Source organism: Meiothermus sp. CFH 77666 (assembly GCF_017497985.1).
In the GTDB taxonomy this organism is placed as follows: Bacteria; Deinococcota; Deinococci; order Deinococcales; family Thermaceae; genus Meiothermus.
Map to the genome: position 1 here is coordinate 35,051 of NZ_JAGDFV010000008.1, position 23,273 is coordinate 58,323.

Annotated in this window: 25 protein-coding genes and 2 tRNA genes; 12 read left to right on the plus strand and 15 right to left on the minus strand. The window is 63.1% G+C overall.

Going from position 1 to position 23,273, the window contains the following annotated elements:
• Nucleotides 1-44: 44 nt before the first annotated feature.
• Nucleotides 45-968: a LysR family transcriptional regulator gene (locus J3L12_RS05975; protein ID WP_208014138.1), complete on the plus strand. Its 924-nt coding sequence runs from the start codon at nt 45-47 to the stop codon at nt 966-968.
• Nucleotides 969-1,028: 60 nt separating this feature from the next.
• On the opposite strand, the gene J3L12_RS05980 is transcribed toward J3L12_RS05975, so the two are convergent.
• Nucleotides 1,029-1,104 (minus strand) — tRNA-Phe (locus J3L12_RS05980).
• A 25-nt stretch (nt 1,105-1,129) separates the two neighbouring features.
• A tRNA-Asp gene (locus J3L12_RS05985) sits at nt 1,130-1,206 on the minus strand.
• A gap of 74 nt (nt 1,207-1,280) precedes the next feature.
• Here J3L12_RS05985 and J3L12_RS05990 point away from each other — a divergent pair.
• Entirely contained in the window at nt 1,281-1,631 is a 351-nt protein-coding gene (locus tag J3L12_RS05990) for a hypothetical protein (protein ID WP_208014139.1), read from the plus strand.
• Here the strand turns inward: J3L12_RS05990 and J3L12_RS05995 are convergent.
• From J3L12_RS05995 to J3L12_RS06005, 3 genes are all read right to left on the minus strand, one after another.
• Nucleotides 1,595-2,212: a phosphoribosylanthranilate isomerase gene (locus J3L12_RS05995; protein ID WP_208014140.1), complete on the minus strand. Its 618-nt coding sequence runs from the start codon at nt 2,210-2,212 to the stop codon at nt 1,595-1,597. The two genes, J3L12_RS05990 and J3L12_RS05995, sit on opposite strands and share 37 nt — an antisense overlap.
• Before the next feature lie 130 nt (nt 2,213-2,342).
• Nucleotides 2,343-3,737, minus strand: coding sequence for a LutB/LldF family L-lactate oxidation iron-sulfur protein (locus J3L12_RS06000; protein WP_208014141.1), 1,395 nt, complete (start codon nt 3,735-3,737; stop codon nt 2,343-2,345).
• Nucleotides 3,734-4,462, minus strand: coding sequence for a (Fe-S)-binding protein (locus J3L12_RS06005; RefSeq protein ID WP_208014142.1), 729 nt, complete (start codon nt 4,460-4,462; stop codon nt 3,734-3,736). Before J3L12_RS06005 ends, J3L12_RS06000 begins: the two co-directional genes overlap by 4 nt.
• Nucleotides 4,463-4,810: 348 nt before the next feature.
• On the opposite strand from J3L12_RS06005, the gene J3L12_RS06010 reads away from it, so the two are divergent.
• A complete protein-coding gene (locus tag J3L12_RS06010; protein ID WP_208014210.1) occupies nt 4,811-5,137 on the plus strand; it encodes a heavy metal-binding domain-containing protein in 327 nt (108 codons plus the stop codon).
• Between the two features lie 171 nt (nt 5,138-5,308).
• On the opposite strand, the gene J3L12_RS06015 is transcribed toward J3L12_RS06010, so the two are convergent.
• Nucleotides 5,309-6,397 carry a DUF418 domain-containing protein gene (locus J3L12_RS06015; RefSeq protein ID WP_347708851.1) on the minus strand — a complete coding sequence of 363 codons (1,089 nt, stop codon included), beginning with the start codon at nt 6,395-6,397 and terminating at the stop codon, nt 5,309-5,311.
• A gap of 32 nt (nt 6,398-6,429) precedes the next feature.
• Here J3L12_RS06015 and J3L12_RS06020 point away from each other — a divergent pair, with 32 nt between their 5' ends.
• Together J3L12_RS06020 and J3L12_RS06025 are read left to right on the plus strand one after the other, a co-directional pair.
• Nucleotides 6,430-6,933 (plus strand): DinB family protein, encoded by a 504-nt coding sequence (locus tag J3L12_RS06020; protein WP_208014143.1) that lies wholly within the window; start codon nt 6,430-6,432, stop codon nt 6,931-6,933.
• A 289-nt stretch (nt 6,934-7,222) separates the two neighbouring features.
• Nucleotides 7,223-8,398, plus strand: a complete 1,176-nt coding sequence (locus J3L12_RS06025; RefSeq protein ID WP_208014144.1) for a M28 family metallopeptidase — start codon at nt 7,223-7,225, stop codon at nt 8,396-8,398.
• On the opposite strand, the gene J3L12_RS06030 is transcribed toward J3L12_RS06025, so the two are convergent.
• Entirely contained in the window at nt 8,395-10,062 is a 1,668-nt protein-coding gene (locus J3L12_RS06030) for a formate--tetrahydrofolate ligase (protein ID WP_208014145.1), read from the minus strand. The two genes, J3L12_RS06025 and J3L12_RS06030, sit on opposite strands and share 4 nt — an antisense overlap.
• Before the next feature lie 277 nt (nt 10,063-10,339).
• Complete coding sequence (locus J3L12_RS06035; RefSeq protein WP_208014146.1) at nt 10,340-11,254, minus strand: threonine/serine dehydratase; 915 nt, start codon at nt 11,252-11,254, stop codon at nt 10,340-10,342.
• 225 nt (nt 11,255-11,479) lie between these two features.
• Here J3L12_RS06035 and J3L12_RS06040 point away from each other — a divergent pair, with 225 nt between their 5' ends.
• Together J3L12_RS06040 and J3L12_RS06045 are read left to right on the plus strand one after the other, a co-directional pair.
• The gene (locus tag J3L12_RS06040) at nt 11,480-11,977 is read left to right on the plus strand and encodes a hypothetical protein (RefSeq protein WP_208014147.1); all 498 of its coding nucleotides are present in this window, start codon (nt 11,480-11,482) and stop codon (nt 11,975-11,977) included.
• Nucleotides 11,978-12,007: 30 nt separating this feature from the next.
• Nucleotides 12,008-13,312 (plus strand): MiaB/RimO family radical SAM methylthiotransferase, encoded by a 1,305-nt coding sequence (locus J3L12_RS06045; RefSeq protein ID WP_208014212.1) that lies wholly within the window; start codon nt 12,008-12,010, stop codon nt 13,310-13,312.
• Here the strand turns inward: J3L12_RS06045 and J3L12_RS06050 are convergent.
• Complete coding sequence (locus J3L12_RS06050) at nt 13,309-13,674, minus strand: hypothetical protein (protein ID WP_208014148.1); 366 nt, start codon at nt 13,672-13,674, stop codon at nt 13,309-13,311. The two genes, J3L12_RS06045 and J3L12_RS06050, sit on opposite strands and share 4 nt — an antisense overlap.
• A gap of 115 nt (nt 13,675-13,789) precedes the next feature.
• On the opposite strand from J3L12_RS06050, the gene J3L12_RS06055 reads away from it, so the two are divergent.
• Nucleotides 13,790-14,116 carry an HIT domain-containing protein gene (locus tag J3L12_RS06055; RefSeq protein WP_208014213.1) on the plus strand — a complete coding sequence of 109 codons (327 nt, stop codon included), beginning with the start codon at nt 13,790-13,792 and terminating at the stop codon, nt 14,114-14,116.
• A 175-nt stretch (nt 14,117-14,291) separates the two neighbouring features.
• Here the strand turns inward: J3L12_RS06055 and J3L12_RS06060 are convergent, their stop codons facing one another.
• Nucleotides 14,292-15,056 (minus strand): metallophosphoesterase, encoded by a 765-nt coding sequence (locus J3L12_RS06060; protein ID WP_208014149.1) that lies wholly within the window; start codon nt 15,054-15,056, stop codon nt 14,292-14,294.
• 14 nt (nt 15,057-15,070) lie between these two features.
• On the minus strand, nt 15,071-15,502 hold the full coding sequence (locus J3L12_RS06065; protein ID WP_208014150.1) for a bifunctional nuclease family protein: 432 nt from the start codon (nt 15,500-15,502) through the stop codon (nt 15,071-15,073).
• A 247-nt stretch (nt 15,503-15,749) separates the two neighbouring features.
• On the opposite strand from J3L12_RS06065, the gene J3L12_RS06070 reads away from it, so the two are divergent.
• Nucleotides 15,750-16,286 (plus strand): phosphoribosyltransferase family protein, encoded by a 537-nt coding sequence (locus J3L12_RS06070; protein WP_208014151.1) that lies wholly within the window; start codon nt 15,750-15,752, stop codon nt 16,284-16,286.
• Between the two features lie 181 nt (nt 16,287-16,467).
• Nucleotides 16,468-17,004 carry a phosphoribosyltransferase family protein gene (locus tag J3L12_RS06075; RefSeq protein ID WP_208014152.1) on the plus strand — a complete coding sequence of 179 codons (537 nt, stop codon included), beginning with the start codon at nt 16,468-16,470 and terminating at the stop codon, nt 17,002-17,004.
• A 12-nt stretch (nt 17,005-17,016) separates the two neighbouring features.
• On the opposite strand, the gene J3L12_RS06080 is transcribed toward J3L12_RS06075, so the two are convergent.
• From J3L12_RS06080 to J3L12_RS06095, 4 genes are read right to left on the minus strand one after another with little or no spacing between them, the layout of a single operon-like run.
• Complete coding sequence (locus J3L12_RS06080) at nt 17,017-17,664, minus strand: alpha/beta fold hydrolase (protein WP_208014153.1); 648 nt, start codon at nt 17,662-17,664, stop codon at nt 17,017-17,019.
• Between the two features lie 6 nt (nt 17,665-17,670).
• On the minus strand, nt 17,671-19,326 hold the full coding sequence (locus tag J3L12_RS06085) for a methylmalonyl-CoA mutase family protein (RefSeq protein ID WP_208014154.1): 1,656 nt from the start codon (nt 19,324-19,326) through the stop codon (nt 17,671-17,673).
• A 59-nt stretch (nt 19,327-19,385) separates the two neighbouring features.
• Entirely contained in the window at nt 19,386-20,870 is a 1,485-nt protein-coding gene (locus J3L12_RS06090; RefSeq protein WP_243454990.1) for a SpoIID/LytB domain-containing protein, read from the minus strand.
• 11 nt (nt 20,871-20,881) lie between these two features.
• Nucleotides 20,882-21,580 (minus strand): recombination protein O N-terminal domain-containing protein, encoded by a 699-nt coding sequence (locus J3L12_RS06095; RefSeq protein ID WP_208014156.1) that lies wholly within the window; start codon nt 21,578-21,580, stop codon nt 20,882-20,884.
• Between the two features lie 353 nt (nt 21,581-21,933).
• Here J3L12_RS06095 and J3L12_RS06100 point away from each other — a divergent pair, with 353 nt between their 5' ends.
• Both J3L12_RS06100 and J3L12_RS06105 read left to right on the plus strand, forming a co-directional pair.
• A complete protein-coding gene (locus tag J3L12_RS06100; RefSeq protein ID WP_208014157.1) occupies nt 21,934-22,170 on the plus strand; it encodes a hypothetical protein in 237 nt (78 codons plus the stop codon).
• 62 nt (nt 22,171-22,232) lie between these two features.
• Entirely contained in the window at nt 22,233-23,231 is a 999-nt protein-coding gene (locus J3L12_RS06105; protein ID WP_208014158.1) for a P1 family peptidase, read from the plus strand.
• Nucleotides 23,232-23,273 lie beyond the last annotated feature (42 nt).

Below are 23,273 nucleotides of genomic sequence, written 5' to 3' on the forward strand. Positions count from 1 at the left end.
GTTATATTTTTCATCACATCGGGGTATGATTGTCTTTACAAGCTATGCGTCTGAACCCTAGGTACCTGGTGGTATTTTGCGTGGTGGCCGAACTGCGCAGCCTGAGCCGCGCTGCCGAGATATTGAACCTGAGCCAGCCTGCGGTGAGCAAAACCCTGAAGGCCCTCGAGGACACGGTGCGCCAGCCCCTCTACGAGCGCACCCCGCAGGGCATTACCCTGACCGAGGCGGGCAAGGCCCTGCTCCCTTATGCCTGCGCGGTGAACCGCAGCCTGGCCCACGCTACGCGGTTTATCGAGGAGCGGCGGCACAAGCGCATTCCGCAGCTCGAGGTGGGTCTGGCCTGGAGTCTGATTCCCCGCTACGAGGCCAGCCTGTTGCGCTGGGCCACCCTGGAAGAGGCCCGTTGCGAGCTGCACCTGACCAACGGAACCACCCTGGAGCTCATCGAGCAGGTCTACCAGCGCGACCTGGATGCGGCCCTGGTGCTGGGTGGCACCGACGCCCTGCCCGAGCCCCTCAGCGCCCGTCGCTTGACCAGCGACGAGATGGTGCTGATTGTGGCCCCCACGCATCCCTGGGCAGGTATGGGGGGGGTGGCCCTGGGGCAGCTCGAGGGCATGACCTTGCTGGTGCCCCAGCGCAACTCCCGTCTGCGCCTGCGCTTAGAACAGTTCCTCGAGCGCCACGGGATTGTGCCCGAGCGGGTGCTGGAGTGCGGCAGCCTGTACGGCGTGAAAGCCGCCGCCGCGGCCGGGCTGGGGGTGGGCCTGTCCAGCCGCTCGTTTGTGGAGCCCGAGGTTAGAGCAGGGCTCTTACGCGTCTTGATGGTCGAGGACAGCGGCTTCTCGCTGGGCGTGCACTGGGTGGCCTACCCCGAGGCCTCGGTAGATGCGGCCACCCGCGAGATGCTGGGGCTTTTGTGGCACTACCTGGGGGTACCCTCAACCGTGAGCCAGGCTCTGTAAGCTCTAAGAGTTCAAAAGAAAAGCCGGAGTAACCCCACTCCGGTCTTTGCGTCCTGGACTTGGTGCCAAGGGGCGGAATCGAACCGCCGACACTGCGATTTTCAGTCGCATGCTCTACCGACTGAGCTACCTTGGCAAGAGGCCGCCCGCAGGCGGCTTAGTGGCGCTCCGGACGGGACTTGAACCCGCGATCTCCCACGTGACAGGCGGGTATGTTAACCAACTACACCACCGGAGCAGATTGTTGCGCAGCGTCGGAGTGATCCGAACGGGCACATAGGATAATAGCGGCTGGCCTACAAGGTGTCAAGCATGATGACCTGGAAAGAGGTGCTTGCCCAACATAAAACTCTGCGGGGCATTGGGCCCCATAGCCTGCTGGTAGACCGGGGCGAGTCGGGCTACCGGAACCGCTTCCTGCCCGACGGCGCCATTCTGTATCCGGGCGAGGGGCTTTGGGGCCACCAACAGCCGGTGAAGGGTAACCGGGTGTTGCTCGAGGCCCTCGCCACCCAGGCCCCCATGCGCGTTTACGAGCGCAAGAAGCCCAACTGCTGGCAGGATCGGGGCCTGTACCGGGTCGAAAGCGTGGAGTACCGGTTGGAGGAGGCCGAGCGCCGCTATGTCTACTGGTTCCGGCTGGTGCCGCTCGAGGCCACCTGAGCCAGGAACTGCCGCAGCTTGAGGGGGTCTTTGAGGCGGGGCGCGGCCTCCACGCCACTGCTCACGTCCACCGCGTAGGGTTTCAGCTCCAGCACGGGTTGCAGGTTGTGGGGGGTCAGGCCCCCGGCCACAATCAGCCGGGGGTGGGGCCTGAGGGGCGCCAGCCAGTCCAGCGGATAGCCTTGCCCGCTGCCGGGGCTTACTCCGTCCACCAGGAGCGCGTCCGCCGGGTACGAAAGCCAGTCGGGCCGGGCGGGCCCCGAGAGCCTAAACGCCTTGATAACCGGATAGAACCGGCGGATCTGGGCGGCCCACTCAGGGGGTTCGCTCCCGTGAAGCTGGGCCACCTGGAGCCGGGCGGTCTGCATCTGCGCCAGAACGATCTCGGGGGGTGTGTCCACAAACACCCCCACCCGCACCACAAAAGGCCCCAGCGCTTCCGAAATGGGGCGGATTTGTTCGGCCTCGAGGTAGCGCTTGGTGCCGGGGGCCAGGATAAAGCCCAAAGCCCAGGCCCCCAGCGCCTCGGCCAGGAGGGCGTCCTCGAGGCGGGTGATGCCACAGATTTTGGCGCGGGTCATAGGGGTCTCAGGTCGCAGGTCGCAGGTCTCGGGTCGGGGGTATTTATGGGAAATCTGAAGCCCAGGGCTCTTTTGGTATCAATACAAGCACTAGACCATAGGCTATAGACCATAGACTATCGACTTTCACCTACACTTCTCCATCTTCCCACATCTGCCGAAAGCTCTTGGGGCTGGGCTTCAAACCCGCCCGGCCTTCCGTCCAGGCTTTGATGACCGGCACCACGGTGTTGTCCAGGGCTTTTTCGGGCAACAGGCGCAGGGCCTTGGAGGCCAGGCGGTAGGCCCAGGGCTGGGTCATGGCCAGGGCATAGCCCTTGATGGCGGCGGCCTCGAGCCTGGGGGAGAGCCCCTCCTGCACCGCCCGGTTGCGCCAGGTGAGCAGGAGTTTGGGGATGGGAATCCGCACCGGGCAGGCCTGGAAACAGGCCCCGCACAGCGAGGAGGCGTAGGGGAGGGGCTTGGTTTCCTCGAGGCCCAAAAGCCCAGGGGAGAGAATAGCCCCGATGGGGCCGCTATACACATAGCCGTAGGCGTGGCCGCCGGTCTGGCGGTAGACCGGACAGGCGTTCAGGCAGGCCGCGCAGCGCAGGCAGCGCAGGGTCTCCCAGGCTTCGGGGTCGGCCAGCACGCTGCTGCGTCCGTTGTCCACAAAGACCACATGGACTTCCTCGGGGCCGTCCGGCTCGCCCGGCTGCCTGGGGCCCTGGATCAGCGAGACAAAAGTGCCCAGCCGCTGCCCGGTGGCGGCGCGAGCGGTGAGCGAGAGGAAAACCGCCAGGTCGGTGAAGCGGGGCAGGAGTTTTTCGATGCCCACCAGTGCCACGTGGATGCGCGGGGCCGAGGTGGAGAGCCTTATGTTCCCTTCGTTTTCGATCAGGGCCAGGGTGCCGGTCTCGGCGACCACAAAATTGCCCCCCGAGATGCCCATATCGGCCTTCAGAAAGCCTTCACGCAGGAGCTGGCGGGCCACTGCCGCGAGGTGTTCGGGGGAGGCATCGGGCGGGGTCTGAAAGCGCTCGTGGAAAAGCTGGCGGATTTGCGCCAGGTTCAGGTGAATGGCCGGGCCCACGATGTGCGAGGGCGGCTGTTGTAATAGCTGGATGATGTACTCGCCGAGGTCGGTCTCGAGCACCTCCACCCCCATCCCCTCGAGCATGGGGTTGATGGCAAGCTCCTCCGAGACCATGGTCTTGGCCTTGACCACCTTCCTGACCTGGCCCGCGCGGGCAATATCGGCCACAATGCGCCGGGCATCGTCGGCGTCCTCGGCCCAGTGCACCTGTACGCCGTTTTTCTGGAGGCTGGCCTCGGCTTCCAGCAGGTACCTGTCCAGGTTGGAGAGCACGTGGTTCTTGACGCTTTCGGCCCAGTGCCGCCAGGTTTCGGCGTCCACCTCGGCATAGGCCTGCCGTCTTTTGCTATCGAAGTTCAGGGTAGCCCCCGTGACCGATTCGCGCACCTGGGGCTCCTCGCGCAGCACTCGAGCGGCTTCCTGGGGGTACTGGTTGGCGGCGACCTTCATTGCGCGGCCTCCCAGAGCACCGAGGCCAGCGGCCTGACCGGCAGGCCCAGACCCCGGTTCTCGATGCGCCCGCTCAGGTGGAGCATGCAGCCGCCATCGGCGCTGGTCAGGAAGTCTATCTGGCTGGTGGGGGGCAGGGTAGAGAGCTTGCGGTCGGCCATGCTCAGGGCCACTTCGGGCAACTTGACCGAGAACAACCCGCCAAAGCCACAGCATTCCTCGGCGGCAGCCCAGTCCACAATTTCGGCGCCGGCATTGCGCAGGAGCGTGAGGGGTTCTTGTTTGATGCCGAGCTCGCGCAGGGCGTGGCAGCCGTGGTGGTAGGCGATGCGCCGGCCCTTCAGACCCTGGCCCAGATGGCTGACCCCCAGCACCTTGACGATGAACTCCGCAAGCTCGTAGGTTTTCTGGCTCAGGGCCTCGGCCTGGGCAAACCGGCGGGGCTGCTCGCGGAAAAGCTCGGGGTAGAAGGTTCGCAGCATGGTGGTGCAGGAGCCGGAGGGCAGCACCACGTAGTCTGCCCTCTCGAGTACCCCCAGGGTATGCTCGGCCACCTGGCGGGCCTCGGCCCAGTAGCCGGCGTTGTAGGCGGGCTGGCCGCAGCAGGTCTGGCCCTCGGGGAACTCCACCGTGCAGCCCAGGTGGCGCAGGAGCCTTACCGCCGCCACCCCGGCCTCGGCGAAGAACTGGTCGGCCAGGCAGGTGATGAAGAGGGCCACTTTCATGTTGGGTGGATTATATCCAAAATGTGGGTGGCCGATGGTCAATGGCAGATGGCTTGCACAGGCTCTTATCATCTGCCTGCGTATCGTCGCTGCAACCCCTCACCCGGCGACAGCGGTTACCGCCAGAATATGTTGTATTTGGCAAAAGGAGCACTCAACTAGCCAGCGCTGTCGCCACCCTCTCCCGCAAGGGGAGAGGGAAAGTGGAAAACGATAAAAGCCTGATGGCTTGCAGGGAAAAAGCCTGGCAGTTCGGGCTGAAGTGCTACATGGGTGGGGTGTTGAGCGTTGCTTGCGCCGGGTGGTTTGACCCTATGATGGTCGAAGGAGGTTGCTGTGCGACGCAAGATGATCCTTACGACCTCGAGCCAGCTCGAGGGCTACCAGATTACCGAATACCTGGATGTGGTCTTTGGCGAGGCCATTGTGGGGGCCAACATCTTCCGCGACCTGCTGGCCTCGGTGCGCGACATTGTGGGGGGCCGGAGCGGGGCCTACGAGGCCGAACTGCGCAAAGCCCGCGAGATTGCCCTGGACGAGCTCGAGCAGGCCGCCCTGGCCCGCGGGGCCGATGCGGTGATTGGGATTGACGTGGACTACGAGACCGTTGGGCAGGGCAACATGCTCATGGTGACCGCCTCGGGCACCGCAGTGAAGGTTAGCAAACGGTACTGAGCATGGTTTTTTGTGGAGACGATTGCCGCCCCATCTGCGACCATTGCCGCTACTTCAAACCGATTTACGACGATGAGGAATATATGGATATTAACGGCTGGTGTGCGCGGCACCAAACCGATGTAGATCGCACCCTGTTCTGCGACGATTTTCACTGCTGGCGGGTGGGGCCTACGCCAGAGGGCCCGAACGGTACGTGAAGCTCCGCCAGAGGCGCTCGAGCGGCCCCTGCCCAAAACGCGCCAGCCACCATCGGCTGAGGGCTGTCTGAAACGCCACAAAGCCCACGGCAAGCGCTGGAAACCAAAGCGGGTTCACCTGCCCATACAGCCCCAGGCCATAGCCATAGAAGACCGTGCTCATCACCAGAGACTGGAGCAGGTAGTTGCTGAGGGGCATCCGGCCTGCGTACTGTAAGTTGTGCAGCCAGCCCAGCCGGGGCCACAGCAGGCGAAACAGGGCCATGTACACCAGGGCAAAGGCCAGCCCCCCCAGCCCGCGCAAAGGTTGAAGGTCGGGGTGGGCTGCGTTATAGAGGTTGGCCGGAACCCCGATCAGAAGCCCCACCGCCACCACCCGCCAGAGCGTGGCCGGGCCCAGCGCCTGCCAGCGGGGGGCCAGGTACATCCCGAGCACAAACAGGCCCAGAAGCTCGACCCCCTGGATCAAGGTACCGGCTAGGGTGCCCCCCAACCAGTTGAAAAGGCGCTCCGAGGTTACTGCCCAGTAGCTACCGGTGCGAAAAATTTCGTTGCTGTACAGCCCACTCCAAACCTCGGTATTCCGGGTGAGCCAGACGATAACGAGATAAATGCCATACCCCCCGCCCAGAAACCCTACGGCCAGGCCGGGCGGCGGGGGTTGTTTCAGATAGCGCAGGGCGAATAGCCCTACCAGCGCGTATGTGGCCAGAATATCGCCTTCGAACAGGAAAACCCCGTGCAAAGCCCCCAGTCCCAAAAGCCAGCCCAGGCGGCGGCGTAGCAGCCCTAAAGCATCCAGACCGGCTTCGGAAAAGCGCCGGTACTGCAAGGCCAGCCCCAGCCCAAACAGGATGGAGAAAATGGTATAAAACTTGCCGCTAAAGAAAAAGGCCAGAATCTCCCGTCCCAGCGTGTAGCCGGAAGAAACCCCGTGCAGGGCCGCGTACATGCCCACTCCGGCCAGAAGCTCGAGGTTCACCGCCAGAATGCCCACCAGGGCCAGCCTCCGCAGAGCGTCCAGAAAGGGCGCACGTGCCTGGGCTGGTAGGGGCTGCACGGGCCGATTATACAGGGGCTAGAATAAAGCCCATGCAAAGCTCGAGCGCACCTCCCTTTTTGCGGGGCAAGATAGACGGCGTACACTGGCTGGTCTCGGTCTGGCTGCGTAACCTGGAAGAAGTAGAAGAGACCGTTCAGAAGTGGGCCGCAGACCTGCCAGTAGAGGGTTTCTGGTGGGTGCCTGCTCCGGAGGCCAACGCTATCGGTGGGCTGATACGCCACATCGGAGGAGCCTCATACCGCCTGCTGCTGCGCGGAACGGGCCAGGAGATACCCGAGCCCCTGCGCGTACGTGCTCCCGAGGAACTCGTTCCCACCGGCCAGGATCCCAAGGCGGTGCTGGCCGAGTTTTCGCAGAACCTGGAAAAGGTGCGGGCCGCTCTGCGCTTGCTGGGCGACCAGGATCTACAGCGCACGGTGCGGGTTGGCCCCTACGAGGCGCCGGCGGTGTACGTGCTCGACCACATCGCCGCCCATGCCCAGCACCACGCCGGCCAGATCATCACCACCCGCAAGCTGTGGAATGCGCGGTGATGGCTAATAAGAGCCGATAGTCCATGGTCTATAGTCCATAGTCCATCGACTATTGACCATAGGCTACAGACGATGGTCTATGACGTTAGCCGGGGCCTGGTGAACCCTTGGAGCACAGGCATTATCTAAATCTCGGCCTGCCATTGAAACTGCCAACCGGGGCCCCGCGGGAAGCGCAGAGGCTGATTCGGACGTAAAAAATCATCGTTCCAGGTCGGTGGCGTTAGGGAGCTTCCCGTGGGGTAGTTAGAACCCATCCAACTCATGTGCCGGATGGCAAGATTGGAACATGAGCAGAAACTTGCTTTCCAGGGCAGTCTTAGGGCTGGTGGCTTTGGGGCTGCTGGCGCTGGTGCAGGCCTTTTCCACCGAGCGGATGCAGGCCGACCTGCAAGCCCTGCAGTCCCAGGGGCCGCGGGTGGCGGGAACCCCGGCGGTGGCGGCGGCGGGCGAGTATTTGGCCGCCGAGCTTCGCAAGGCGGGTTACACAGTGGAGTTTTTCCCCTTCACCTACAGCCGTACCCGCGACCAGGGCTCGAGCCTGGTGGTGGGCAGCACTTCTTTCCCTGTAAATAGCGTATCGGGCAGCCCTGGTCGGCGGGTGGAGGGGCTGCTGGCGGTGGTGCCGGGGGCGGGTCTGGCCGCCGACTTTGCGGGCCTGAACCTGCAAGGCCGCATTGCGGTGGTGCGCCGAGGGGGGATTCCGGGCCTCGAGAAGGCCCAGTTGGCCGCCGAACGCGGCGCCCTGGCCATTATCCTGGTCACCGAGGAACCCAGCAGCACCCGCTTCACCTTTGGTGGCAGCAGCCCCATCCCGGGCGTGACCCTCTCCCGTAGCGACGGCGAGGCGCTATTCAACCAGGCCGGGGCCCGGGCTATGCTGGACGTGCGCATCGTGACCGAGGAAGTCCAGGGGCGCAACGTGATCGCCAAACGGGGCAGCCAGAACCCCCTGGCCATTGTGGGCGCACACTACGACTCGGTGCCCGGAAGTCCTGGGGCCAACGACAATGCCTCGGGGACCGTGACGGTGCTCGAGCTGGCCCGCCAGCTTGCCGCCAGCCCCCTTTCCGAGCGCATCTGGTTCATGTTCTTCGACGGCGAGGAGGACGGGCTGTGGGGCTCGAGGCGCTTCGTGGAGCAGAACCCCGAGCTGGTGCGAGGCCTCAAGGCCATGCTCAACCTGGATATGGTGGGGGTGGACGTCAACGGCAGCCTGGGCATCGGGGGCAGCAACGAACTGCGGGCCCTGGCCGACTGCAACGCCCTCCAGGTGGCCTGCGGTAGCGCACCGGGCGGGGGCAGCGACCACGTGCCCTTTGCCCAGGCCGGGGTGCCGGTGCTCTTCTTCTTCCGGGGCCTCGACCCCAACTACCACCGCCCTACCGACACCCTTGCCGACCCGGTGCTCCTGGCCCAGACCGGGCAGGTGGTGCGGGGCATTCTGGAGCGTTTGTTGCGCTAGAACAGGCCCCTAATCCGCCCCTCTTCGTCCAGCCCAATCCGGATGGCGGCGGGTTCTTTGGGCAGCCCCGGCATGGTCATGATCTCGCCCATGTAGGCCACCACGAAACCGGCCCCGCACTTGGGCTTGAGGTCGGTCACGGTGACGCTGAAGCCCTCGGGGCAGCCCCGCAGCCTGGGGTTGTCGGAAAGGGAGCCTGCCGCTTTGGCGATGATAACCGGCATCTGGCTACACCCTTCCTTCTCCAGCCGCTTCAGGGCTTTGCGGGCCTCCTGGGTGTACTCGACTTTGGCGGCTCCGTAGACCTGCTGGGCGATGCGGGCGATTTTTTCTTCCAGGGGTTGTTCCAGGCCGTAGGTGAAGCGGGGCTGGCCGGGGTTTTCCAGGGCTTCCAGCACCATCTGGGCCAGCTCGAGGCCCCCCGCACCCCCCCTGGCGTGCACCTCGCTGAAGGAGACCCGCACCCCCTGCGCCTCGGCAAAGGCCCGCACAAGCTGGAGCTCCTGCGGGGCATCGGTAGGGAAGCGGTTGAAGGCCAGCACCGGCTGGTAGCCCAGCAGCCGCACATTTTCGATGTGCTTGGCCAGGTTGGGAAGCCCCTGGCGCACGGCCTCGAGGTCGGGCCGGGTGTACTCGTCCTGCCCCCCATGAAAGCGCAGGGCCCGCATGGTCGCCACCAGCACCACTGCCTGGGGCGCGAAGCCGGCCCGGCGGCAGACCAGGTTGATGTACTTCTCGGCTCCCAGGTCGGAGCCAAACCCGGCCTCGGTGACCACGTAGTCGGCGTAGCCCAGGGCCATCCGGGTGGCCACCACCGAGTTGGTGCCGTGGGCGATGTTGCCAAAAGGCCCCATGTGCACGAAGGCCGGCTGGTGTTCCAGGGTCTGCACCAGGTTGGGGTAGAAGGCCTGCTTGAGCAGCGCCGTCATGGCCCCCTCGGCCCCCAGGTCGCGGGCATAGACCGGCTGCCCGGCCTGGTTGTAGCCGATGCGGATACGGCCCAGCCTTTGTTGCAGATCGGACAGGCTATCGGCCAGGCTCATGATGGCCATTACCTCGCTGGCCACGGTAATCTCGAAGCCAGCCTCGCGGGGCACGCCCTGGCCGGGGCCGCCCAGCCCCACAACCACCTGCCGCAGGGCCCGGTCGTTCATGTCCAGGGCCCGCTTGACCTCGATGCGGCGCGCGTCCAGCCCCAGCGCATTGCCCTGGTGCAGGTGGTTGTCCACCATGGCCGAGAGCAGGTTCACCGCGCTGGTAACAGCGTGAAAGTCGCCAGTGAAATGCAGGTTGATCTCCTCCATGGGCAGCACCTGCGCGTACCCGCCGCCGGTGGCCCCGCCCTTGATGCCAAACACCGGCCCCAGCGAGGGTTCCCGCAGGGCCACCGCCACCTTTTTCCCCAGCTTACCCAGGGCTTCTGTCAGGCCGATAGCAATGGTGGTTTTGCCCTCGCCCGCCGGGGTGGGGGTCATGGCCGTGACCAGAATCAGCTTTCCTTTGGGCGCGGGCGGTGTGGCAAGCACTTTGGCCATGTGGGGCCCGTAGTGAAAAAGCGCCTGAGCAGGAATGCCCAGGCTGGCGGCTATTTCCTCGATGGGTTTGGGTCTGGCCTGGCGGGCAATCTCGAGGTCGCTCGGTACGTGTGTTTGGGCGGTGTCCATGCCTCTAGGCTACGCCGAGATGGCGGCGATAAAAGTCCCTAAGAAAGCCGATAGCGCATTGCGAATAGCCGATAGCTAAAAGCTGAAAGCAAGGAGAGATGTAAAAGCTGTCATTCTGTGCGTAGCGGTTCCTCATTAGGCAAGTGATGCCTTCCTGGAATGAGCTGCTTTTCGTGCAGGTTGACCCTTGTGCCTATGGCTTCAACGTTTCGGGTGGCTGGCCCGATTCGTTACCATCTTGGCCCTTGACCCTCGACCCTCGAGGTGAAACTGCCTTTTACGGCATCCAGTTACCGCCGCACACGATCACCGCCAGGCGCTCGGGCAGGTCGTAGTTCATCAGCACCGGCCCCAGGGCCAGCCCGGCGGTGGGCTCTACTACCTGCTTGAGGCGTTCCATCATCAGGCGCTGGGCTTGCAGGGTCACCTCATCGGGCACGGTCAGGATGCGATCTACATGGTTTTGCATGACCGGAAAGGTTCTCTCTCCAATAACCAGGGTACGAACCCCGTCGGCCACCGTTTTGGGGGCCTGCATCAACTTGACCCGCACCCCCACCTGAAGGCTCTGCTGGGCATCGTTGGCGCCTTCGGGCTCCACCCCAATTACGGCCACCTCGGGCCGCAGGGTTTTGACAACGGTGGCAATGCCGGAGATGAGCCCACCTCCACCCACCGCGACCAGCACTGCGTCCAAAGCAGGCACCTGCTCTAAGAGTTCCAGAGCCTGGGTACCCTGCCCCGCCATAACCCGAAAATCGTCGAAGGGGTGGATGAGCTCGTAGCCGGTCTCCTCGGCCAGCTCGCGCACCACCTGTTCGCGGTTTTCCACCGTCACGCCCCGGTCGTAGACCTCGGCCCCATAGGCGCGGGTGGCGGCTTTTTTGGTGGGGGAGGCATCCTCGGGCATCACCACCAGCGCCGGAACCCCAATCACCTGAGCCGCATAGGCCACCCCCTGGGCGTGATTGCCCGACGAAACGGCGATGAGGCCCTTGGGGTTTTGCAACTGGAGTGCGGCGTTGAGCGCACCCCTGGCCTTGAAACTGCCGGTTTTTTGCAGGTGCTCGGCCTTGAAGAAGAGCTTTTTGCCCAGTCGCTGGTCGAGCCCCTGACTGGTGAAGACCGGGGTGCGGTGGATGTAGGGGGCAATGCGCCGGGCAGCGGCCCGGATGTCTTGGAGGGTCAGCACGAGCCCATGCTAACGCCAAACCCCGGGAAGGGCACTAACCTTACAAATTCCCGGAGGCAACCTAGCAGGGCTCCGCCCAAGAATTGATGAGCCAAAGGAAGTGCTATTTAGGGCCTTGACGGAGAAGGAGGCCGGTAAAACCATCCGGCAGGTGTGTTACGCCCAAAGCGCAGTTAACGGCCACAAGCCCGCGGCGTGGAAGGGGTTTCGCCTACAGTAGGTGCTATGCGGAGGCTCGCTGAGGCTCTCTACGATTTGCAACCCGATCAGATTCTGGTCGGGCAGACCCCCACGCTGAGGGAACTGCTCAAGCTGTGGGTGCACCGGCATGAGGAAGGGTTTGACCTGTTTGTCACCAGCATTCTGGAGCCGGGAGAAGAGCCCGGTGGGCTGCTACGCAACGCTGTGGGGCGCAACCTGGTTTCGGCTGCCGATGTGCTGGAAGCCTTGCACGTGCTGGAGGAGGTCTACCCTGTGGAGCCACGAATCTTCCACAATCTTCCTGTAACCTTGCGGGCGGTCACGCCCGATCTGCTCGAGCTCATTGAAGAGCAGATGCTGCGGGTGGCTCACAGCACCGAGACCGGCGAGTTTGCCCCCGACGATCTCGAGGCCACCATCGTAAAAGTAAACCGGGATGGCCCGATTGAGATTGAGGTTGAAAACGACGACAATGACGATGATGAAGAAGACCTGAAACATCTTGTCTTGACCGATGCCTGAGCTTGCTCCACAATGCCCCTGGTGGAAGGCGTGCGGCTGGCGGTCAAAACCCTGGGTTGCAAGGTTAACCAGGTCGAATCGGATGCCCTGGTGGGGCTCTTGAAGCCTTTGGAACCGGTGGTGGTGCCGCTCGAGGCCGGGGCCGACCTGGTGGTCATCAACACCTGCGCCGTTACCACCAGCGCCGAGGCCGATGCCCGCAAGGAGGTGCGCAAAGCCCGCCGGGCCAACCCCCAGGCCTTCATCGTGGTGACGGGCTGCTACGCCGAGCTGGCCCCCGAACAGCTCGCCCTGCTGGGGGCCGATGCGGTCATCCCCAACCGCCGTAAAGCTGAGCTGCCCGGCCTGATTTTGCAGCACTTTGGCCTGCCCGCCGACCCCCTCACCACCCCCCCCAACGAGTTCTGGGGGGCGGGGGAGCGGGGCCTTTTGAACAACTACGTGCGCGCCTTTGTGAAGGTGCAGGACGGCTGCAATGCAGGGTGTGCCTACTGCATCATCCCGCGTTTGCGCGGGCGTGAGCGCCACCGCGAGCACCAGAGCGCCCTGCAAGAAGCCGAGGCCTTGCTGGAAGCCGGGGTGCAGGAGATCGTGCTTACCGGGGTACGACTCGGCTCCTACCAGGGCCACCCTAAGGGGATTGCCGGGCTGGTAGAGGAGCTGGCCCTGCTGGGCGCCAAGGTGCGCCTCTCGTCCATCGAGCCCGAGGATACCGGGGAAGCGCTGCTTCGAGTGATGCAGCGCTTTGCCCCACAGGTACGCCCCCACCTGCACCTGAGTCTGCAAACCGGTGCCGACCGGCTGTTGGCCCTGATGGGCCGCCGCTACAACAAAGCCTACTACCGCAACCTGGTGGAGCGGGCCTACCACCTGATTCCCGGCTTTGCCCTCACCACCGACGTGATTGCGGGCCTGCCCACCGAGACCGAGGAAGAGCACCAGGAGACCTTAGCCTTCCTGGAGGAGGTTCGTCCCAGCCGGGTGCATGTGTTCACCTATACCCCCCGCCCCAAGACCCGCGCGGCCTCGTTGCCGCAGGTGCCCATCGAGGTACGCAAGCGCCGCAACCACGAGCTGAGCGCTCTGGCCCGCAGGCTGGCCGAGGAACGCATGTTTCCCCTGTTGGGTCAGCGGGTCGAGGTACTGGTAGAGAGCTTCCGGGGGGGCAAGGCCTATGGTCACACCCCGGACTACTACGAGGTCGAGTTTGGCGGAGCGGCTCGAGTGGGTCAGACCGTCTGGGTTCGGGTGGAGGAAATCGAGGGTTACACCTTGCGAGGAAGGCTCGAGGCTATCCAGGAAGAACCGGCCCGCCTGCTGCTGCCGATGCTCTAGGCCTTGCGCCGGGTCTCCACAAAATAGCGCACTGCAAAGCCCAGGCAGATGAAGAGCGTAGCGAACTGGGCCAGGGTGGCTACCGGGCGCTCCACCGTGCCCCCGGTGAGCAGGGTAATGAAGTCGGGCACGCTGCGCAACGAGCCCACCATGCCGAGCACCGCCAGCCCCAGGGCCAGGTTCAGCGCCAGCCGGGCCTGGGCAGGGCGTTTGTCGGCCCAGATGCCCAGCAGGGCGATAGCCAGGCCCAGCACCCCTGGAATCAGGGCAGTGGGGGTAAGCTTGGAGCCCATCACCGCCAGGGTGGATACCAGAATCAGGAAGACCCCCGTCCAGAGGGCTCTGGCGCTCAGGCTACCCATCCTGCACCTCGAGAGAAATCTGCATCTTGGTCATGTTTGTATTCTCGTTGATCGGGGCCAGGGGGTTTATTTGCTGGGCTACGATAGCCCTGTTTCGGACGATATAGTAAACGGCATGGAAAACCCCACCGTTTTTGGCAAAATTATTCGCCGGGAGCTGCCCGCCGATATCGTGTACGAAGACGAAGAGTTCATCGCCTTCAAGGACATCCGTCCGCGCTCCAAAGTGCACATCCTGGTCTGCCCCAAGGAGTACATCCCTACCCTGGCCGACTACCCCCAGACCGAGGAGGGGGCGCTGAAACTGGGCAAGCTGATGCTGACGGCCAACAAAATTGCCCGCGAGATGGGTTTAGAGGGCTACTTCATCCGCATTCACGTAGGGGAAAAAGGCGGGCAGGAGGTTTTTCACGTGCATGTGCATCTGCGCTCGGATGCCTGAGGTGGATTCGGCCAAAGGCCCAAAGCCAAAAGCTGAAGGCCTTTTGTGATGCACCCTTTCTCCAATGCTTCGTTGCGGCGTGTTTGATGCTCGATGTGTCAGCATCCTCCGCAGGCTTTAGCAGACGGCCATCCCTGGGTTTAGACCTGCGACCTGAGACCTGTGACGGAGATTTTTATCTCTTGATCTCCACCTGGTCAATGGCGGTGTTTTTTTCGTTGTAGGCCACGATCAGTAAATGTTCCGCGGTGGCTTCCAGGATGAGGTAGTTGGGGCTGCTGAGCCGCACCTTGCTCTGCGGGCGCACACTCATGAAGCCGCGCAGCCACGCGCCGCCGCCGCCCGTGACGATATGGACGATGCCCCGGGCCTCGAGGCGCTCGTAGTTGTGCTCGTGGCCGGCCAGTACCAGGTTTACCTGGTAACGGGTGAGCAGAGGCTCGAGGGCCTGCCGCAGGCTGCGAGAACCCCCGTGCAGCCCTGAGGAATAGAGCGGGCGGTGAAGCACGACGATTTTCCAGGGGGCCCTGGAGGCTTTTAGAGCCGCCTCCAGCCAGCGGCGTTGGGTGTGGCTGAAGTCTTCCGAGTAAAGCACAAAGACTTCGACATGCTCCAGCCGGACGGTGTAGTAGGGCCGCTCGACTTTGAACAGCTCGAGCTGCCTGTCCAGGGCCGGTACATCGTGGTTGCCAAAGGCCGGATAAAAACGCACCGGGGGCAAGTCCTGCACGAAACGCAAAACCGGCTCGCCACGGGGGTAAAAGTTATCCCCCACGGTCAGCAGGGCAGCCAAGGGTTTTTGCCGATGCTGCTCGTTCATGGCCGCGGCCACCAGCGGGCGGTGCGGGCTTTCGGCGCCCCAGTCGCCAATCACAGCCAGCCGCTGGGCGTGGGCGCTCAGGAAAATGCAAACAATCAGCCACCAGGAAAGCTTCTGCATACTGCCCCTGGACGCTAGGCCTTGGGGGTCTCGCCCTGCCGGTTGATTTGCGACTCGCTAACCCCGGCTACCCTGAGCACGTCCTCGGCAATCAGAATGGGGGCATTGGCTCGAATGGCCAGGGCCATGCCGTCGGAGGGTCGGCAGTCAATTTCGTATTCCAGGCCGCGCTGCTCCAGCACCAGCCGCCCGTAAAAAGTGCCGTCCTTTAGCTCAACAATCTCCAGCCGCAGCACCTTGACACCGAGCAGCTCGAGGGTGTTGTAGAAAAGGTCAGGCCCCAGGGGTCTGGGTGGTTTTTCGCCGGAGAGGTGAATCATGATGTTTTGCGTTTCCAGGGCGCCGATGACTACCGGTAAAAACAGATTATTTTCGGCCTTGAGCATCACGATCAAGTTGCCGTTGCCGGGGTCTACCCCCATGCCTTCGATGCGAGCAGGCACCATATCCAAAGTATACGAGCCCAGGCTGAGGTCGGTCTGAAAGTTCCCGTGTCCGCCAGGCTGTTATTGTTTTCCTCTTTCCCTCTCCCCTTGCGGGAGAGAGTGGCACAGCGCCGGCTAGTTTGGTGCCCCTCTGGCCAAATAAAGCAATTCTGGCGGTAACTGCTGTCGCCGGGTGAGGGGTTGAAACGACGCAAATGATAAGAGCCTGCCCTGTCCGCAGCGCGAGGAACCCGATAAACTAGGGGGCGTGAAAACACATCCTGTCAACATTGCCGGCGTTCATCGGGAACTACCGGTGGTTCAGGTGGGCCCGGAGGTCTCGGTGGCCCTCTTCAACATGCTGGGCGATACCGAGGTGGTCGAGGCGGCGGCGGCGGCTCTGGCCCAGCGGATGCCTGCCGATATAGACACCCTGGTTACGCCGGAAGTCAAGGCGGTGCCGCTGGCCCATGCGCTCTCGCGCCTGACCGGCAAGCCCTATGTGGTGGCCCGCAAGACCGAGAAGCCCTACATGATCAATCCCGTCTCCCGCACGGTCATCTCCATCACTACCGGCAAGCCTCAGCTACTGGTGCTGGACGGTACCGATGTGCCGCTGCTCAAGGGTAAGAAGGTTGCCATTGTGGACGACGTGGTATCTACAGGCAGTACCCTGAAGGGCCTTTCCGACCTCATCACCGACGTGGGGGGGGTAGTGGGCGCGGTGATGGCCGTGTTTACCGAGGGTTCCCCCCGCGAGGATGTGATTGCGCTGGGGCACTTACCGTTATTCAAGCCTGATTAAATCTTTGATCCAAAGGCAGATACGGCGAAAAGTACTTACCCTTGAGCAAAACACTTGTTCGGAGGGATGAACGTTCCTGGAAACGTGATGAACCCAGATAACCTTTGCATACAACCATTCACACGTATACTCATGGTGTTCAAATAAGCTATGGCCTTGGTGTAGCAAGGAGCGCAAAGTTATGGAAACCTATCCCATCACGATTGGAAAAATTACCCGTCATGTGCCGGTGGTCGAGACCCTCCCTGGGGTGCATATCCCTCTGGTAGAAATTATGGGCGATGTGGAGCTGGTGCAGGCGGCGGCGGAGGCCCTGGTCAAGCACCTGCCGCCCGAGACCGATACCCTGCTGACCCTCGAGACCTCCCCTATTGTGCTGGCCCACGCCATGAGCGCCATTTCCGGCAAACCCTACGTGGTGGTGCGCCGCAAACGCCGCCCCTACATGCAAGACCCCATCATCCAGGAAGTGGAGTCGCTGACGCTGGGCGTGAGCGAGACCCTCTGGCTCGATAGTCGCATGGCCGAGAAACTTCTGGGCCAGAATGTGGCCCTGGTGTTTGACGTGGTCTCGTCCGGGGGCACCATGATGGCCCTGGAAAAAGTCGCCAAGAAAGCGGGGGCCAACGTGGTGGCTCGCCTGGCGGCCTTCCACCAGGGCAGCAGCAAACTACCCATCACCTTCCTTTCGGAAATCCCCATCTTGCAGACGGCTTGAAAAAGCCAGGGGTCATCTCCGCCGCTGGGCAAATAGCCAGCGAATGAAGTCGGGTTCCCTGTAAACCCGGTTCCAGACGTCGTGTTTTTCGCTGGGGTACTCGCTGAAGCGGGCCTGGGTGTTGCCTGCTTTGGCCAGTGCATCGGTCAGGGCGCGGGAAAAGCTTACCGGTACCACCTCGTCGGCGGCCCCGTGAAAGTTCCAGACAGGCACTTTGGAGAGCCTCTGCCAGACCCAAAAGGGGTCGGCGGCTCCGCAGATGGGCGCCACGGCAGCAAAGCGGTCGGGGTGCTGGCAGGCCAGGTTCCAGCAGCCGTAACCGCCCATCGAGAGGCCGGTCAGGTAAACCCGGCAGGGGTTGGTTTTGTGCTGGGCTTCAATCTGGCCCAGTAGCTGGTAGGCCCGGTTCAGCGGCTCACCCCGCCACTGCTCCTCTTTGGGGCATTGCGGCATCAGCACCACCGCTGGCCAGCCTTCGGGGTTTTCCTGTATAGCCGGGCCCAGGCCTACTGTGGCCTGCTTTTTGCCATCCTGACCGCGTTCGCCGGAGCCATGCAAAAACAATATCAGCGGCCAACCGCCTCTGGGGGGTTTGCCGGGGGGGAGATAGAGGGCATACGGCAGGAGGGCGCGGGCTTTGTGGTAGCTGAAGAGCGACATGCCCTGTTATACCAGCACCGGCTCCTCGTAGACCCCGTACACCGCCCTGAGCTCATCCATCATCTCGCCCAGGGTGCAGTAGGCCAGCGCGCACTCCACAAAGTAGGGCATGGTGTTGCGGCCCTCTTTGGCGGCTTGCCGCAAACCTTCCAGGGCCATCTGCACCGCGATGGGGTCGCGCTCGCGCCGTACTCGAGCCAGACGCTCGGCCTGGACGCGCTCCACCTCGGGGTCAATGAGCTGGATGGGCACCTGAAGCCCTTCGTCCTGGAAGGCGTTGACCCCCACAATAATGCGTTCACCGCGCTCCACCTCCTGCTGGAAGCGGTAGGAGGCGTCGGCAATCTCGCGCAGGAAGTACCCCTCGTCAATGGCCCGCACCACCCCGCCCATCCGGCGGATGTCCGAGATAATCTGCATGGCCTGGGTTTCCATCTGATCGGTCAGCCACTCCACGTAGTAGCTGCCCGCCAGGGGGTCGGCGGTATGGGTTACGCCCGACTCGTAGGCGATAATCTGCTGCGTACGCAGGGCAATCTTGGCGCTCTCTTCGGTAGGCAGGGCCAGGGCCTCGTCGTAGGCGTCGGTGTGCAGGCTGTTGGTGCCGCCCAGCACCGCAGCCAGGGCCTGGATGGCCACCCGCGCAATGTTGATGAGCGGCTGCTGCGCGGTGAGCGAAACCCCAGCCGTCTGGGCGTGGGTGCGCAGCATCCAGCTCAGCTCCTTCTTGGCCCCGTAGCGGTGCCGCATCTCCTTGGCCCAGATGCGCCGGGCCGCGCGAAACTTGGCGATTTCCTCAAAGAAGTCGTTGTGGGCGTTGAAGAAGAAGGAGATGCGGGGGGCAAACTCGTCAATGTCCAGGCCGCGCTTAAGGGCCCACTCCACGTACTCGAAGCCGTCGGCCAGGGTAAAGGCCAGCTCCTGTACGGCAGTGGAGCCCGCCTCGCGGATGTGGTAGCCCGAGACCGAGATGAAGTTCCACTTGGGTACGTGCCTGGGCCCCCATTCGAAGGTATCTATAACCAGCTTGACCGAAGGCTCGGGAGGAAAGATGAACTCCTTCTGGGCGATAAACTCCTTCAGGATGTCGTTCTGGATGGTGCCGCCCAGCTTGTTCCAGTCGTAGCCCTTTTTCCTGGCGGCGGCCAGGTACATGGCCCAGATGGCGTTGGCGGGCGAGTTGATGGTCATGGAGGTGGTGACCTCTTCCAGGTTGATGCCTTCGAAGAGGATCTCCATGTCGGCCAGGCTGCTCACCGCCACCCCGCACTTGCCCACCTCGCCCTTGGAGAGCGGATGGTCGGAGTCGTAGCCCATCAGGGTAGGTAGGTCGAAGGCGGTGGAGAGCCCACTCTGCCCGGCAGCCAGGAGCTTTTTGAAGCGCTCGTTGGTCTGCTCGGCGGTGCCGAAGCCTGCAAACATCCGCATGGTCCAGAGCCGGCTGCGGTACATGGAGCCGTACACCCCGCGGGTGTAGGGGTACTCGCCGGGGTGGCCCAGTTTTTCCTCGTAGTTGAAGTCCTTCAGGTCTTCGGGGGTGTAGAGTGGCTCGGGGGCAATGTCCGAGAGGGTCTTGTGGGCGACCTTGCGCTCGGGCATCTTGGCCAGCGATTTCTGGTAGGTTTCGCGCATCCAGGCGTGCTTGGGTCTGGGCTGTGCCATAGGGGGATTATATAACGTCTTTGGTGCACGAGAGTGTTATTCCGTTAGATTTATCCTGATCAGGGTCTCATGAGGCTGAGCTCGGCGCCGGGGTAGAAGTGCTGCAGAATTTGGGTATAGCTGCGCCCCAGCTTACCCAGCCCATGAGCCCCGTACTGGCTCATCCCCACGCCGTGCCCAAAGCCCCCACCCCAGAAGGTGTAGTGAAGCAGATTGCCCTGGGCATCGCGTTCTTCCTGCAGGGCAAAGGCCGCGCTGGGGAGGGTGGGGAAATTCAGGCGGGGCCCGCCCTGCCAGCGCTCGAGCACCACGTCGCCTCCGCCTGTAAAAGCCCTGTCGGGGCGGAGCAGGTTGCGGATGTGCGACTCGCGCCGCACCACAAAGCGCCCGGTGGAGGTCTCTAGTTCCAACTCGGTCGCGTAGCCGCCAGAGGTGCGCTTGAGCACACGGATTTGCCGCAGGGTTCCCAGGGCAAACCCCGGCGCATCGGGGGAGAGGGGGCCTTCGGGGGTCTCTACAAACAGAGGGGCGGCACGGGCCCTTTCGGGCAGGGTGCGGCTCAGCAGGGCTTCCAACTCCTCGCGGCTCAGGCGCAGTTTCCAGCGCCAGAAGGGCGAGTTGGCGTCGAAGAAACCCTCGGGGCTCCAGTTCTGAAAAAAAGCCAGCGCTTCGGCCTCGCTGCGGATCGAGACGGTGTGGGGGTTGGTCTGGGTGCGCCCTTGCAGGTAAGGCACTGCAGGCCGCTCCATCCAGACCTCCTCGATACTGGCCGTGGCGCCGGGGCTGGTGGAAAAGAAAAAGCTCTGGATGGGGGCCCCTTGAAAGGTCAGAATCTGATTACGGGTAGCGTCTACCGCCGCATCGGTGATGGGGTGGGTGCGGGTGTGGTTATAGGCTTGCTCGTTTACCGAGTCGTCCACATCGGCCCCAAACTGTTTCCAGAAGGTACTTTGCTGTTGCCGGGCAAAGGCGTAGGTGCGGGCTGCCACCGCCTGGGCCTTGAGGGCCTCCGGGTGGAAACTGACCGGCATCTCGCTGGGCAGCACCCGCTTGAGGTAGTCCTGGAAATCCACCTGGTTGACCACTAGCAGGCCGTTGCCCTGGTTTTCCAGCCACAACTCGCCGGGGTAGGGCTCAAGGTTGGGGCGGGGGCTGGAAAGCAGGCGGTACTGCACGGGGAAGCTGGGGTCGGCGGGTTTGAGTACGGCGATGGCCTCGAGGGCCCACGACTGCCCTTCCGAACTGGCTACCAAATGGCCATTTTGCAGGTTGAAGGAAAGGGGCTTTTCGGCCAACGCCGTAACCATGGATCGAAGGTTATCGCGGTTGGGGCCGCTCAAAACCTGCACGGGGCCTCCCTGGGGTAGTACCAGCAGACCGGGGAACAGGTATTGCGCCTCGAAAGACCCTGCTCCGGGCCGGTAGGAAAGCAACACCCGGATATTCTGACCGCCGGGCGGTGCAGGCGGAGGCGGGTCTTGCTGGAGGGAAGCCACCAGCAGGCCCACGCCCAGGGTAGATGCCATTGCAAACGCCCACTGCATCCGGGTCATTCTTACCCTTTCGCATGAGAAGGGGCCAGGAGCTGGGCCGAGCCGAGCTCCCCCACGGTATAACGCACGTGGGCCAGCAGTGCTTGCTGCAAGCGTTCCAGTGGAGCGTCTTCTTCCAGCACGGCTATAGCCTCACTTCCAGGTAGCTGTAAAATGGCGGCCAGGGCCTCCATTCCGTCCAACCCCAGATACACCCCGCCGCGCTCCACCCGGTCGCCATCCAGCAAACAAAGCCCCTCGCCGCTCAGGTTGGGGGCCAGACCGGCGGCTTTGAGCACCCGCCAGCCAGCCCAGAGCAGAGCGATGCGGGGGCTTGGGTGCTTGGCAATCCCCTTCAGGCCGGAGGTGAGCAGGGGCCAGATTTTCCCGGCTACCTCTGGCGAAGCGATGCGGTAGGCCAGCTCGGCCAGGTAGCTGGCGTAGGGAAAGCGCCCGGGGGCCTCCAGGCCCTCGAGCCGCCCCACCAGTTCCACCTGGGTAAGGGTGGGCAGGTCGCTGCCGGGCTTCTGGTAGACCTGGTATTTGAGGTGATGGAAGAGTGAAAGCCTGCCGCTGCGCCCGGTGGGCCGCAGGGCTTTGCGAGCAATGGCCTGGGCAGCCCCTTCTGGCCCCACAAAGGAGAGAATCACATCGCCTGCCGGGAGCGGTTTGCGCCCCACCACCAGTCCTTCGCTAAGCCGGTAGCGTTCCACCACCCCCATGGTACGGGAGAGGACGGGTATGCAATGGGCCCGTGGGAAGGATTTTGACAGGGTAAACGCCGATGGGTACGGTCACTGACTACAGCTTGTTACCTCGTTCAGTACGAGGTTTTTGCTAGTGGCTGTTGTCTGAAAGCCTCATGGTGAGGGCCAAAATTCCCCGTAAACTTGCCCATCGCTGTTTTTGCCGCTGGGAGCAGCGGTAAAAAACTAGCTCTACAAGGAATATTACCCCCAAGGGACTGCGGTTTTCTTTCTGAAAACCGCTTTATTTGGATTGAAGATCTACGGCTTGAGATGGATTCCTCCAAAAGAGGGATTTGCTTAGAGGTCGTTGTGCTATCCTGAATTTTATGAACGACCGTTCGCTGCAGGACATCCTCGAGTGGGTGGTGTTGGGTCTTTTGATTGCCGTGGCGGTGCTGGTGGTGCTGTGGGTGGGGGGCTGGCTCTTTACCTTCCTGGGCGCCATCCTCAAAGGACTGGCCGGTTTTGTGTGGGCGCTCTTGCGGGTGCTGGTTCCGGTGCTGATTGTAGCGGCAGTGGTCTACTTTGTTCTGCGCTTTGTACAGAAACCCAAGACGGCTTGAGGCCGGTCTTGGCCGAGCCCGCCCAAACCCAGGGCGGGTTTTTGTTATGCTGGGCCTTGCTCATGAAACCAGGCCCATACAACGCCATCACCGATGTTCCGGGTATCCAGGTAGGCCACTTTACCGACCTCGAGCACCTTACCGGGGTCACCGTCATCCTTCCCGAGAAGGGCGCGGTGGCCGGGGTGGATGTGCGCGGTAGCGCGCCCGGTACCCGCGAAACCGACTTGCTGAACCCGGTTAACCTGGTCGAGAAAGTGCAGGCCGTGGTACTTGCAGGGGGGAGCGCCTATGGCCTCGAGGCCGCTACCGGGGTGATGCGCTGGCTCGAGGAGCGCCGCCAGGGCTACCCTGTCGGCAACGAGACCACCCAGGCGATTGTGCCCATCGTGCCTGCTGCCGTTATTTTCGACCTGCTGGTCGGTAGTGCCCTCGTGCGCCCCAGCGCCGAGTACGGCTACCGGGCAGCCCAGAACCTTCGGGGCGGGCTGGTGGAGCAGGGCGTGGTGGGGGTAGGCACCGGGGCCCGCAATGGGGGGCTCAAGGGAGGGGTGGGTACGGCCAGCCTGGCCATGCCGGGTGGGGTGATGGTGGGGGCCCTTGTGGCGGCCAACGCCCACGGGCGGGCCCATGACCCGGTTACGGGGGAAATTTATGCGCGGTTCCTGGAACAAAATGGCGAGTTCAAGCTAAAGCATCCCCCCAAACCCCTGTCAGCGCCCGACTATACCGACCTCTTCGCTAATCCGTTCTCCACCAGCAACACCGTGATTGGATGTGTGGCCACCAACGCCAGGCTGACCAAGGCCCAGGCCCAGAAAATCGCTCAGATGGCCCACGATGGCATTGCCAGGGCGGTCTTTCCGGCCCACACCATGTTTGATGGCGATGTGATTTTCTGCCTGGCCACGGGCGAGGTGGAAATTGAGGGCCCTGCCGAGCTCAGTCGCATCGGGGCGGTGGCCGCCGACGTATTTGCCAGGGCCCTGGTGCACGGGGTGCTGCACGCCTATTCGGTGGGGGGGTTGCGGGCCTACCGCGAGCTGTATGAGGAGGGATAAAAGCCCAAGGCTGAAGGCACCTCGCTAGCATTTCAACTAACT

Bases quoted from the DNA above. Each gene is read 5' to 3' on its own strand.
- J3L12_RS05975 (WP_208014138.1), top strand. From the start codon at position 45: ATGCGTCTGAACCCTAGGTACCTGGTGGTATTTTGCGTGGTGGCCGAA.
- J3L12_RS05990 (WP_208014139.1), top strand. From the start codon at position 1,281: ATGATGACCTGGAAAGAGGTGCTTGCCCAACATAAAACTCTGCGGGGC.
- J3L12_RS05995 (WP_208014140.1), bottom strand. From the start codon at position 2,212: ATGACCCGCGCCAAAATCTGTGGCATCACCCGCCTCGAGGACGCCCTC.
- J3L12_RS06000 (WP_208014141.1), bottom strand. From the start codon at position 3,737: ATGAAGGTCGCCGCCAACCAGTACCCCCAGGAAGCCGCTCGAGTGCTG.
- J3L12_RS06005 (WP_208014142.1), bottom strand. From the start codon at position 4,462: ATGAAAGTGGCCCTCTTCATCACCTGCCTGGCCGACCAGTTCTTCGCC.
- J3L12_RS06010 (WP_208014210.1), top strand. From the start codon at position 4,811: ATGATCCTTACGACCTCGAGCCAGCTCGAGGGCTACCAGATTACCGAA.
- J3L12_RS06020 (WP_208014143.1), top strand. From the start codon at position 6,430: ATGCAAAGCTCGAGCGCACCTCCCTTTTTGCGGGGCAAGATAGACGGC.
- J3L12_RS06025 (WP_208014144.1), top strand. From the start codon at position 7,223: ATGAGCAGAAACTTGCTTTCCAGGGCAGTCTTAGGGCTGGTGGCTTTG.
- J3L12_RS06030 (WP_208014145.1), bottom strand. From the start codon at position 10,062: ATGGACACCGCCCAAACACACGTACCGAGCGACCTCGAGATTGCCCGC.
- J3L12_RS06040 (WP_208014147.1), top strand. From the start codon at position 11,480: ATGCGGAGGCTCGCTGAGGCTCTCTACGATTTGCAACCCGATCAGATT.
- J3L12_RS06050 (WP_208014148.1), bottom strand. From the start codon at position 13,674: ATGGGTAGCCTGAGCGCCAGAGCCCTCTGGACGGGGGTCTTCCTGATT.
- J3L12_RS06055 (WP_208014213.1), top strand. From the start codon at position 13,790: ATGGAAAACCCCACCGTTTTTGGCAAAATTATTCGCCGGGAGCTGCCC.
- J3L12_RS06060 (WP_208014149.1), bottom strand. From the start codon at position 15,056: ATGCAGAAGCTTTCCTGGTGGCTGATTGTTTGCATTTTCCTGAGCGCC.
- J3L12_RS06065 (WP_208014150.1), bottom strand. From the start codon at position 15,502: ATGGTGCCTGCTCGCATCGAAGGCATGGGGGTAGACCCCGGCAACGGC.
- J3L12_RS06075 (WP_208014152.1), top strand. From the start codon at position 16,468: ATGGAAACCTATCCCATCACGATTGGAAAAATTACCCGTCATGTGCCG.
- J3L12_RS06080 (WP_208014153.1), bottom strand. From the start codon at position 17,664: ATGTCGCTCTTCAGCTACCACAAAGCCCGCGCCCTCCTGCCGTATGCC.
- J3L12_RS06085 (WP_208014154.1), bottom strand. From the start codon at position 19,326: ATGGCACAGCCCAGACCCAAGCACGCCTGGATGCGCGAAACCTACCAG.
- J3L12_RS06090 (WP_243454990.1), bottom strand. From the start codon at position 20,870: ATGCAGTGGGCGTTTGCAATGGCATCTACCCTGGGCGTGGGCCTGCTG.
- J3L12_RS06095 (WP_208014156.1), bottom strand. From the start codon at position 21,580: ATGGGGGTGGTGGAACGCTACCGGCTTAGCGAAGGACTGGTGGTGGGG.
- J3L12_RS06100 (WP_208014157.1), top strand. From the start codon at position 21,934: ATGAACGACCGTTCGCTGCAGGACATCCTCGAGTGGGTGGTGTTGGGT.
- J3L12_RS06105 (WP_208014158.1), top strand. From the start codon at position 22,233: ATGAAACCAGGCCCATACAACGCCATCACCGATGTTCCGGGTATCCAG.